Origin of the sequence: Pseudorhodobacter sp. (genome assembly GCF_030452865.1) — a bacterium.
In the GTDB taxonomy this organism is placed as follows: Bacteria; Pseudomonadota; Alphaproteobacteria; order Rhodobacterales; family Rhodobacteraceae; genus Pseudorhodobacter.
Genome location: NZ_JAKDLJ010000104.1, coordinates 1 through 9,876, shown reverse-complemented (window position 1 = coordinate 9,876; position 9,876 = coordinate 1). Strand labels below are relative to the sequence as shown.

At 60.5% G+C, this 9,876-nt stretch carries 11 protein-coding genes and 2 pseudogenes; 9 read left to right on the top strand and 4 right to left on the bottom strand.

Annotated features, from left to right (window positions below):
- Nucleotides 1-111: pseudogene (locus L0H65_RS08305) on the bottom strand (alpha/beta hydrolase); the annotation flags it as partial.
- 198 nt (nt 112-309) lie between these two features.
- Between L0H65_RS08305 and thrS the strand changes: the two are divergent.
- The 5 genes from thrS (at nt 310) to L0H65_RS08280 (ending at nt 4,837) form a co-directional block, all read left to right on the top strand.
- Complete coding sequence (gene thrS, locus L0H65_RS08300) at nt 310-2,256, top strand: threonine--tRNA ligase (protein ID WP_301458409.1); 1,947 nt, start codon at nt 310-312, stop codon at nt 2,254-2,256.
- Between the two features lie 229 nt (nt 2,257-2,485).
- Complete coding sequence (locus L0H65_RS08295; protein ID WP_301458410.1) at nt 2,486-2,770, top strand: DUF2282 domain-containing protein; 285 nt, start codon at nt 2,486-2,488, stop codon at nt 2,768-2,770.
- A 57-nt stretch (nt 2,771-2,827) separates the two neighbouring features.
- Nucleotides 2,828-3,673: a DUF692 domain-containing protein gene (locus L0H65_RS08290; protein ID WP_301458408.1), complete on the top strand. Its 846-nt coding sequence runs from the start codon at nt 2,828-2,830 to the stop codon at nt 3,671-3,673.
- Nucleotides 3,673-4,425, top strand: a complete 753-nt coding sequence (locus L0H65_RS08285; RefSeq protein ID WP_301458407.1) for a DNA-binding domain-containing protein — start codon at nt 3,673-3,675, stop codon at nt 4,423-4,425. The genes L0H65_RS08290 and L0H65_RS08285 overlap by 1 nt, the downstream gene beginning before the upstream one ends.
- Nucleotides 4,426-4,630: 205 nt before the next feature.
- On the top strand, nt 4,631-4,837 hold the full coding sequence (locus L0H65_RS08280) for a cold-shock protein (RefSeq protein ID WP_050523402.1): 207 nt from the start codon (nt 4,631-4,633) through the stop codon (nt 4,835-4,837).
- A 54-nt stretch (nt 4,838-4,891) separates the two neighbouring features.
- Here the strand turns inward: L0H65_RS08280 and L0H65_RS08275 are convergent, their stop codons facing one another.
- The 3 genes from L0H65_RS08275 to L0H65_RS08265 form a co-directional block, all read right to left on the bottom strand.
- A complete protein-coding gene (locus L0H65_RS08275; protein ID WP_301458406.1) occupies nt 4,892-5,215 on the bottom strand; it encodes an arsenate reductase family protein in 324 nt (107 codons plus the stop codon).
- A gap of 67 nt (nt 5,216-5,282) precedes the next feature.
- The gene (locus tag L0H65_RS08270) at nt 5,283-5,693 is read right to left on the bottom strand and encodes a DUF2177 family protein (protein ID WP_301458405.1); all 411 of its coding nucleotides are present in this window, start codon (nt 5,691-5,693) and stop codon (nt 5,283-5,285) included.
- A gap of 124 nt (nt 5,694-5,817) precedes the next feature.
- On the bottom strand, nt 5,818-6,417 hold the full coding sequence (locus L0H65_RS08265) for a TetR/AcrR family transcriptional regulator (RefSeq protein ID WP_301458404.1): 600 nt from the start codon (nt 6,415-6,417) through the stop codon (nt 5,818-5,820).
- Nucleotides 6,418-6,583: 166 nt separating this feature from the next.
- On the opposite strand from L0H65_RS08265, the gene L0H65_RS08260 reads away from it, so the two are divergent.
- The 4 genes and pseudogenes from L0H65_RS08260 to L0H65_RS08245 all read left to right on the top strand — a co-directional run.
- Nucleotides 6,584-6,886 (top strand): hypothetical protein, encoded by a 303-nt coding sequence (locus L0H65_RS08260; RefSeq protein WP_301458403.1) that lies wholly within the window; start codon nt 6,584-6,586, stop codon nt 6,884-6,886.
- A gap of 87 nt (nt 6,887-6,973) precedes the next feature.
- Nucleotides 6,974-8,260: a homoserine dehydrogenase gene (locus tag L0H65_RS08255; RefSeq protein WP_301458402.1), complete on the top strand. Its 1,287-nt coding sequence runs from the start codon at nt 6,974-6,976 to the stop codon at nt 8,258-8,260.
- 204 nt (nt 8,261-8,464) lie between these two features.
- Nucleotides 8,465-9,430 (top strand): class II fructose-bisphosphatase, encoded by a 966-nt coding sequence (glpX, locus tag L0H65_RS08250; protein ID WP_301458401.1) that lies wholly within the window; start codon nt 8,465-8,467, stop codon nt 9,428-9,430.
- 146 nt (nt 9,431-9,576) lie between these two features.
- Nucleotides 9,577-9,876 (top strand): annotated as a pseudogene (locus L0H65_RS08245) (single-stranded-DNA-specific exonuclease RecJ); the annotation flags it as partial.

Sequence of the window (9,876 nt, the reverse complement as noted above, 5' to 3'; positions counted from 1 at the left end):
CATGTCCGACTTGAACCCACCCAGAAACACCACGCCCGGCCCCTGCCCTGCGCTTTGGTGATAGGCGATGTTGCGTCCCTGCGGCGTGGTCAGAAAAGACGGATCGGTCATGCTTGCCCCTGTTGCTTGCGTCAAGCTATAGCCCATGGGTTTGCCCGCGCCAAGCAAGCCCCGATTGTTCCCCGAAAAATCCGAATTATCGCCGAACATCCGCAAGCGGTTGACATTCCACGCGCCCCGGCTCATTTAATCCCGCAAATAACCCGCAACCGGGCGCATCGTGGGCGCCAAACCGACGAGGAGCCTTCTATGGCCCAGATTTCCCTCTCTTTTCCCGATGGCAATATCCGGCAATATGACGCGGGTGTCACCCCTGCTGATGTCGCCGCCTCCATCGCGGTCAGCCTTGCCAAGAAATCCATTTCAGCGCAGGTGAACGGCCAGCATTTCGATATGCAATGGCCGATCAATGAGGATGCCAGTATTGCGCTCAATACGCTTGCCGATGATGCCCCCGCGCTGGAACTGATCCGACACGACCTTGCGCATGTGATGGCCCGCGCGGTGCAGGAACTCTGGCCGGATGTGAAAGTGACCATCGGCCCGGTGATCAAGGACGGCTGGTATTACGATTTTGACCGCGCCGAACCCTTCACACCCGAAGATTTGGGCGCGATTGAAGCCAAGATGAAGCAGATCATCAATGCCCGTGACCCGGTGCGCACCGAGGTCTGGGATCGCCCGCGCGCCATCGCCTATTATCAGGATCGCGGCGAACCTTATAAGGTGGAGCTGATTGAAAGCATCCCCGGCGATGAACCCTTGCGGATGTATTGGCACGGGCTTTGGCAAGATCTGTGCCGTGGCCCGCATTTGCAACACACCGGACAACTCCCGGCTGATGCGTTCAAGCTGACCTCGGTTGCCGGGGCCTATTGGCGTGGCGACAGCAACCGCCCGATGTTGCAGCGTATTTATGGCGTGGCGTTCAAAAATCGCGAAGACCTGCGCGCCCATCTGACGATGATGGAAGAAGCCGCCAAACGCGATCACCGCAAACTCGGCCGCGAAATGAACCTGTTTCACATGCAGGAAGAAGCGCCGGGCCAGATTTTCTGGCATCCGAACGGCTGGACCATCTACACCCAGTTGCAAGATTACATGCGCCGCCGTCAGCGCGCCGATGGCTATGTGGAGGTAAATACGCCGCAAGTGGTCAGCCGCAAGCTGTGGGAGGCTTCGGGCCATTGGGAAAACTATCAGGAACATATGTTCATCGTCGAAGTTGACGAAGAACACGCCCGCGAAAAAACCATCAACGCGCTGAAACCGATGAACTGCCCCTGCCATGTGCAGATTTTCAATGTCGGGCTGAAATCCTATCGTGATTTGCCGCTGCGCATGGCGGAATTTGGCTCGTGCAACCGCTATGAGCCTTCGGGCGCGTTGCATGGCATCATGCGGGTGCGCGGCTTTACGCAGGACGACGCCCATATTTTCTGCACCGAAGATCAGATCGAGGATGAAGCAAAGAAATTCATCGACTTTCTGGCCGCGATCTATGCCGATCTCGGCTTTGACAAATGGCGGATCAAACTTTCCACCCGCCCCGAAAAGCGGATTGGGACGGAAAGTAGCTGGGACTATGCGGAAAGCGCGCTGGCAAGTGCGGTCAAGGCGGCTGGCCATGAGTTTGAGATTTTCGCGGGCGAAGGCGCGTTCTATGGCCCCAAGCTGGAATTTGTACTGACCGATGCGATTGGCCGCGACTGGCAATGCGGCACGTTTCAGGTCGATCCGAACCTGCCCGAACGGCTGGACGCCAATTATATCGGGCAAGATGGGGCCAAGCATCGACCCATCATGCTGCATCGCGCCTGCCTTGGCTCGTTTGAGCGGTTCATCGGGATTCTCATCGAGAGTCACGCCGGAAAGCTGCCGTTCTGGCTCGCCCCGCGTCAGGTTGTTGTGGCGGCGATCGTCTCGGACGCCGATGACTATGCAAAGGACGTTGCAGCGGCACTGAACGCCGCAGGCGTGCGGGCCGAGGTTGATCTGCGCAATGAAAAAATCAACTACAAGGTACGCGAACATTCGGTCGGCAAAGTGCCGGTGATCCTCGCCGTCGGCATGCGCGAGGTGGAGGATAAAACCGTTTCGGTCCGGCGTTTGGGTGAAACAAAAACCGAAATGCAAACCTTGGCGTCCATCGTGCCGATCCTTGCGGATGAGGCGACCCCGCCCGATCTGAAATAGGCAAACCCTTGCCAACAAGGCTGAAAGCGTCGCCTAGGGCGGCGCTTTCTCCGCCGTTTATTGCTGTGGATTGGCGACGGCGCATGTTACAATATGTCACACCAGCGTTGGTCACGGGGCTGTCATTGGCTTGTGTGGCCAAGCATGGATAGCGTTGAATTGTCGCAATACCGCGATCAGATTACCGGAGGATTCGTGCCGGGCTCTTACAGGGGGAAATTGAATGCTGATGAACAACAAGACACTGGCCGTTGCAGGCGCGTTGGCGGCGGTGATGGCGGTGCATGCCGTTCCGGCGTCGGCGCAGGACGCGAAGGAGAAATGCTACGGCGTTGCGCTGGCAGGCCAGAATGACTGCAAAGCGGGCGAAGGCACAACCTGCTCCGGTTCGTCCAAGGTCGACTATCAGGGCAATGCCTACAAGGAGGTTCCGACCGGCACCTGCCTCAAGATGGAATTGCCTGAAGGCCGCATGGGCAGCCTGGAGCCGCTGGACCGCGACCCGGCGGGATGAACGGGTTGCCCCCTGCGGCATCTTGCCGGAGGGGGCGATTTCTGAACGGGGCGGATGATGTTTGACCACGCGAAACACACCTTGCCGGCGCGTCCCGGCGTTGGCTACAAACCGCAGCATTTTGCTGAAATCCTGCAAGACCCCGGCCCCGTCGCCTGGCTGGAGATTCACGCCGAAAACTACCTTGGCGATGGCGGCAGACCCTTGGCGCAACTGCGCCATCTGGCGGAACGCTTCCCGATTTCCGTCCATGGAGTCGGACTGTCCATCGGCGGCGAAGGCACGTTGGATGAAGCGCATCTTGCGCGTGTCGCGCGGCTTTGCGACTGGCTGCAACCTGCCAGCTTTTCAGAACATCTGGCATGGTCCAGCCATGACGAAACCTTTCTGAACGACCTACTTCCACTGCCTTACACGCAGGCGACAGTGGTGCGTGTGGCCGATCACATCGACCGGGTGCAGGAAGTTCTGGGGCGGCGGATGCTGTTGGAAAACCCCTCCGCATACCTTGCTTTCGCCGGGGCAGAGATGTCGGAAACCGATTTTTTGCGCGAACTGGTGTCGCGCACCGGCTGCGGTTTGCTGTTGGATGTGAACAATGTCTTTGTTTCCGCCACCAACCTGCAATTTGATCCTGTCGGGTATCTGGCGGATTTTCCGGTGGAATCGGTAGGCGAAATTCATCTCGGCGGCCATTCGGTCGATGCCGATGACTATGGCGCGCACTTGCTGATCGACAGCCATGACGCGGCGGTGGTTGACCCGGTGTGGCAGCTTTACCGCGGCGTGATTGCCCGGAACGGCCCGCTGCCAACCCTGATCGAATGGGACAGCGATGTTCCCGAATGGCCGGTTCTGGGACAGGAAGCCGCGCGCGCAGCGCGCATTCTGGCACCGGTGTGATGAGCCAGTCCGGGTTTGTCATGGCCCTGCTGGACCCCGATCTACCCGTCCCGGACGGGTTGATCGACGGAGCGGGGCGCCCGGCCGGGCGGCGTTTCTCCGTCTATCGCAACAATGTCGTCGGCAGCTTGACCGAGGTGCTGGAAAAGGGTTTTCCGGTTTTGCAAAAGCTGTTGGGGGCGGAGTATTTTGCCGCCCTCGCCAAGGTGTTCTTGCGCAGCCACCCGCCTGAAACCCGCGTGATGATGCTTTATGGTGCACAAATGCCCGCTTTTCTTGCGGGTTTCGAACCGTTGGCCCACCTGCCCTATCTGCCCGATGTCGCTCGGCTGGAGCAGGCATTGCGCGAATCCTACCACTCCGCTGACAGCATCGCCGTTGCCGCGACTGATCTGGCGGCGTTATCGCCAGAGGACTTCATCTCCGCGCGACTGCAACTCGCCCCAACACTGCGCATGATCCGATCACAATGGCCGATATCGTCGATCTGGGCCGCAAACACCAAGGAAACCGCGCCCAAGCCGGTCATGCGCGCGGAAGATACGCTTATCCTGCGTGCGGAGTTTGACCCTGAACCCCACGAATTGGGTCAGGGCGCTGCCGATTTCATCGCGGCCTTGCTGCGGGACGAAACCGTTGGGACCGCGATGGATAGCGCGGGAAGTGACTTTGACCTTGGCGCAACACTCTCACTTTTGATCGCAGGCAACGCGGTGACGACCATCACACGACCCGAATACGCGCAAGCATGAGCACGGCTTTGCCGCCACCAATGACCATCACCCACAAGGTTCTTGATTTTTTCCCGCGATTCGGCATGATTTTCCATGTGATGCTGGATTTGCTGCGCAGGCACGACCGATAGGCACGACCGAAGGCCGGGAGTTCGACTGGGAAATTTGGGCACGCGTTCCCTTGGCATGTCGCCGGGGGGTGGATTGATGAAGGAGAAGCGGCATGCCGACCGGCACCGTAAAGTGGTTTAACAGCACCAAAGGCTATGGGTTCATCGCGCCTGACAATGGTGGCAAGGACATCTTTGTCCATATTTCAGCAGTAGAGCGCGCCGGTCTGACCGGATTGAGCGACAACCAGAAAATTGGCTATGAAATGCAGTCAGGCCGTGACGGCAAGGAATCCGCGGGCGACCTGCGTTTGCTCTGATCCGTCAACAGATTTGCGGCGGCCCGCCGCGACAAGCGCGGGCCGTTGGGCTTTCTACAGATATCGCGCCTGGACCGACTCGTCCCAGCCGAGTGTCAAGCCGTCCTCGCTACGAATGAGTGGGCGTTTCATCAGCGTCGGTTGCTGTTTCAACTGCTCGTCCGGCTCTGACGCTTTCAGCCAATCAGACGCTCCGCGCCATGTGGTTGATTTCTGGTTGATGAGTGTGCCGCCGAATTCGGTCACAAATTCGGTGATTTCTGCTTCTGACAGCGGATCACTGCGAATATCGCGAAACTGCGGTGCGTGGCCTGCGGCTTGCAATGCTTTCATCGCTTTCTTGCATGTATCGCAGGTGGAAATTCCGTAAACGATCATTGCTGCATCCTTTGTGTCATGATGTCCCGCTTGCCTGTTTTGCCACATGGGCCAATGCCATTCAACATCACACGGCGAAAGCCAACGAGATCCGCGCGCCACAATAGGCCGCTACGCCGGTCAGGGCCGCCCCCCAGAGCATATCGGTCGCCACCATGCCGACATGCCAATCCCGCATCACGCTCCACGAAGTCAACTCATAGGTGCCATAAGCGACGAGGCCGAGAATCAGCCCGTTGAGCAATGCGATATTGGCGGAACCCGCCCGTAGCGCAGGCAATCCGGCGAAATAGGTGATGCCCGCCATATAGAGCAGGTAGAATCCTATCGCGGCGGCGGGGCGCAAACCCTGAAGCAGGCTGTCTTGCAAGGCGGCGCGAAACATCGGCCCGATAACAAATCCCAGCATCAGTGCATCAGCACCCAGAAAGATGATCGAGGTGGCGGCGAAGAATATCAGGAATGCGATGACTGACATGGCGGAGTTTCCTTTGAACTGATCCGAAGTATGGCAGGGACCCGGTCATATATTCCCGCCGCCGCGCCAACCCGTAAGAAGATAGACCGGCAAAGCCGTAAAGCGAGAGCCGGCCGTCGCAGGCTCAGTCTGGGGCCCGCCGGCCAACCGCGCGCAATGCCATTTCTGCGTAAAGCGTTTGTACCTCGACCCGGCTGAGCCTGCCGCCTTCGCGATACCAACCGGTAACACCAGTCAGCATCGCAATCAGTGCAAAACCTGCCATTCTGGCGTCCGGCAGCGCGAACTCCCCACAGTCACTGCCCGCTTGCAGGATGGCTTGCAGCCGGTCTTCATAGCGGCGGCGCAGGTGTTCGATGGTCGCAAAATTTTCCGGCGAAAGATTGCGCAACTCCATATAGGCAATGAACACGGCATCGGGCCGGTCAAGGTGATATCCGATATGAAACCGGGCGAAGGCGATGAGCCGCGCCGTTGGCGTGCCGCCCGTCTCGATCTGCGAAGTTGCGGTCAGCAACTCGGTCAGGTGGTCCTGCATCAGATCGAACAGCAGCGCCTGCTTGTCGGCGGTATAAAGATAAAGCGTCCCTGCCTGCACCCCGACTTCGGCAGCGATCTGGCGCATCGACACCGCCGCAAAGCCATGACGGGCAAACAGCCGCAGCGCCGCTTCGCGGATGCGCGGGCCGGTGATTTCCGAATGCGAGCCGATCTTGCGTGCCATGCAACCTGTTTATCTGAATGAGCGTTCAGTTCAAGCGTCTCTGCTGTATGGCAGATGTCGCTCAGGTATTTGTGCCAAGATGAATGGGGGGCGATGCGCATGGCTTGCCGAGGGTCGGGCGCAAAGCTAGGATGGCCCGGAACCCGTTGCAAAGGGACCGCCCTTGATGATCCGAGCCTTTTTCCTGTGCGCGCTTTGCTTTTGTCTGGGGTCATGCAGTCGTTTCCCTGATCTTGGCGCTACGCGGGGCGGGAGCGCAACCGGCCCCGCACCGCATCTGGTGCCGATTGACGGGTTGCTGGCGCAGGCCGGGCCGGGCCGGGCGACCGCCGCCGCGCGCGATGGTCTGGCCGCGCGCGCCGTTGGGTTGCGTGCGCGAGCCGCCGCGATGCGCGGCCCGGTCCACAGCCCTGCCACAAGGGCGCGGCTGAAAGCAGCGGTCGCGGCGCATCCGTCATTGATGAACTAGAGGTTTTTGCCGCCTTGCCGCGTTGCAAGCCCTTGCGCAACAGGCTAACAGGTTGCGAAATATGCCCCTGAACGGATGGAGATTTCGATGGCAGCCCCTTTGCGTTTAGGTCTGGCCGGTCTTGGGACGGTGGGCATTGGTGTGGTGCAGATCGTGCAAAAGCACGCCGCCCTTATTGCCGCGCGTTCCGGGCGTGAGGTGGTGATTTCGGCGGTGAGCGCGCGGGACCGGAGCAAGAACCGCGATGCCGACCTGTCGGGATTTGCCTGGGAAACCGATCCCGTCGCTCTGGCGCGGCGCGAGGATGTCGATGTCTTCATAGAAGTGATGGGCGGCCACGAGGGCGCGGCGAAGGATGCGACCGAGGCCGCGATTGCAGCCGGAAAGGATGTCGTGACCGCAAACAAGGCGTTGCTGGCGCATCATGGGCAGGAACTGGCTTTGGCGGCAGAGGCCAAGGGCCGCGTGATCCGGTTTGAAGCAGCGGTGGCAGGTGGCATTCCGGTGATCAAGGCGCTGACGGAAGGGTTGGCGGCCAACAGCATAACCCGTGTGATGGGTGTGATGAACGGCACTTGCAATTATATCCTGACCCGGATGCAGGATGCCGGACTGCCCTACGACCATGTGTTCGAGGAAGCGCGCCAGCTTGGCTATCTGGAGGCCGACCCGAACCTTGACGTTGGCGGCATTGATGCAGGACACAAACTGGCGCTGCTCGCCTCCATCGCCTTTGGCACCCAGGTTTCCTTTGGCGCGGTGGAGTTGGAGGGAATCGGCAAAATCCTGATCGACGATATTCGCCACGCGGCGGATATGGATTACCGGATCAAGCTGTTGGGCGTCGCACGGATGACCGGGCGCGGGTTGGAGCAACGGATGACACCCTGTCTGGTGCCCGCCCAGAGCCCGCTTGGCCAGTTGCAGGGCGGCACAAATATGGTGGTGCTGGACGGCGACAGCGTCGGCCAGATCGTGCTGCGTGGGCCGGGCGCCGGGATGGGGCCGACGGCAAGTGCAGTGATGGGCGATGTGGTTGATCTTGCGCGCGGATTCCGGGTGCCGACGTTTGGCGTACCGGCGACCACCCTTGCAGCACCGGTGGCTGCCGCCGTCGCCTCGGCGGCACCTTGGTATCTGCGGATGACCTTGGTGGACAAGCCCGGAGCATTGGCCAAGATCGCCACCGCACTGGGCGAGGCTGGCATTTCCATCGACCGGATGCGGCAATACGGCCATGCCGATGCCTACGCGCCGGTGCTGATCGTCACCCACAAGGCGACGCGGGATGATGTAAATGACGCCTTGGCGCGGTTTGGTGCGACCGGTGTTCTGGTCGGCGAACCTGTGGCCTTGCGCATCGAAGAGGTGTGAGACAGCGAGTTCTCTCCGGTTAACCCTTATAGAAAGATCCGGCACCGACGCGGGGCGCAGGAACCGGTTGCCCCAGCGTGAGCGCCGCCGGAGTGGGCCGCCTCTGTGCTTTCCGGTTGCAGATGTGGTTTGACTGCTTGTCCTGCCCCCCCGGAACGCGCTACGAGAAAAGACAGCAGTTTCGCATTCAGCAAAGGGTATCGCATGGCCAACGCAAAGGAATTTCAGGATCGTCTGTTGTCGCTGGGCCTTGCCCGCGTTTCGGAGGCGGCGGCACTTGCCTCGGCCAAGCTGATCGGGCGCGGCGATGAAAAGGCCGCAGATCAGGCGGCGGTGAACGCGATGCGGGATCAGTTGAACCTTTTGGATATCGCCGGTGTGGTGGTGATTGGCGAAGGGGAGCGGGATGAGGCGCCCATGCTTTTCATCGGGGAGGAGGTCGGCACCGGCAACGGCCCCGCAGTCGATATCGCGCTGGACCCGCTGGAAGGCACGACCTTGACGGCAAAGGATATGCCCAACGCCTTGACCGTGATTGCGATGGCACCGCGCGGCACACTGCTGCATGCGCCGGATGTCTATATGGAAAAGCTGGCAATCGGGCCGGGCTATGCTGTTGATACCGTGACGCTGGATATGTCGCCGGCAGAACGGGTCCGGGCCTTGGCAAAAGCCAAAGGGTGCGGCGATGCCGATATCACAGTTTGCGTGCTGGAACGCCCGCGCCATGAAGCGATGATCGAGGAATTGCGCGGCACCGGTGCGGCAATCCGCCTGATCACCGATGGCGATGTTGCCGGTGTCATCCATTGCGCCGAAGCTGATATTACCGGGATTGACATGTATATGGGGTCTGGTGGCGCGCCGGAAGGCGTTTTGGCGGCGTCAGCGTTGAAATGCATGGGCGGGCAGATTTATGGCCGTTTGCTGTTTCGCAATGACGACGAGCGGGGCCGCGCAGCCAAGGCCGGGATCACCGATCTGAACCGGGTCTATCGCCGCGATGAAATGGTCACGGCGGATGTGATCTTTGCCGCAACCGGCGTCACCTCCGGCTCGATCCTGTCCGGGATCAAACAGGAACCGGGTTGGGTGACAACGGAGACCCTGTTGATGCGGTCAAAAACCGGCTCGGTGCGGCGGATGAGCTATCGCAGCCCGGTCAAATGACTGTCGCTTTGCGGTCGGGTCTGCCAATGCAGACTGGATTTTGACCGGGAGCGGCGGCGGCGGGACGCGGGATTCAGCTATTTGGACCAAGATGAAATCAGGGGCCGGGACGGTGTCGTGCCAACCGCCCAACCGGGAGCGGCAAGATGACGGAACGCGCGTTTCTGGACGTTGAAGCCTCTGCAACCGGGCGGCGCTGGGTTGGACCGAATGTCGAGGAACAGCGGTTGGCCGAAGCGATGGCCCAGGTGACAAGGCTGCCACAGGCGCTTTGCGTCACGCTGGTTCGGCGCGGGGTGGCTGCGCCGGATGTCAGCGGCTTTCTGGCCCCGTCCCTGCGCGACCTGCTGCCCGATCCGTTGACGCTCCGGGATATGGACCGCGCAACGCGGCGGTTTCTGACGGCGGTGGCAGCGCGCCAACGCATCTGCGTGTTTGCCGACTAT

What these genes read in the sequence shown, in the direction of transcription:
- L0H65_RS08260 (WP_301458403.1), top strand. Translation starts at nt 6,584, where the DNA reads ATGATCCGAGCCTTTTTCCTGTGCGCGCTTTGCTTTTGTCTGGGGTCA.
- L0H65_RS08295 (WP_301458410.1), top strand. Translation starts at nt 2,486, where the DNA reads ATGAACAACAAGACACTGGCCGTTGCAGGCGCGTTGGCGGCGGTGATG.
- L0H65_RS08275 (WP_301458406.1), bottom strand. Translation starts at nt 5,215, where the DNA reads ATGATCGTTTACGGAATTTCCACCTGCGATACATGCAAGAAAGCGATG.
- glpX (WP_301458401.1), top strand. Translation starts at nt 8,465, where the DNA reads ATGGCCAACGCAAAGGAATTTCAGGATCGTCTGTTGTCGCTGGGCCTT.
- thrS (WP_301458409.1), top strand. Translation starts at nt 310, where the DNA reads ATGGCCCAGATTTCCCTCTCTTTTCCCGATGGCAATATCCGGCAATAT.
- L0H65_RS08290 (WP_301458408.1), top strand. Translation starts at nt 2,828, where the DNA reads ATGTTTGACCACGCGAAACACACCTTGCCGGCGCGTCCCGGCGTTGGC.
- L0H65_RS08285 (WP_301458407.1), top strand. Translation starts at nt 3,673, where the DNA reads ATGAGCCAGTCCGGGTTTGTCATGGCCCTGCTGGACCCCGATCTACCC.
- L0H65_RS08265 (WP_301458404.1), bottom strand. Translation starts at nt 6,417, where the DNA reads ATGGCACGCAAGATCGGCTCGCATTCGGAAATCACCGGCCCGCGCATC.
- L0H65_RS08280 (WP_050523402.1), top strand. Translation starts at nt 4,631, where the DNA reads ATGCCGACCGGCACCGTAAAGTGGTTTAACAGCACCAAAGGCTATGGG.
- L0H65_RS08270 (WP_301458405.1), bottom strand. Translation starts at nt 5,693, where the DNA reads ATGTCAGTCATCGCATTCCTGATATTCTTCGCCGCCACCTCGATCATC.
- L0H65_RS08255 (WP_301458402.1), top strand. Translation starts at nt 6,974, where the DNA reads ATGGCAGCCCCTTTGCGTTTAGGTCTGGCCGGTCTTGGGACGGTGGGC.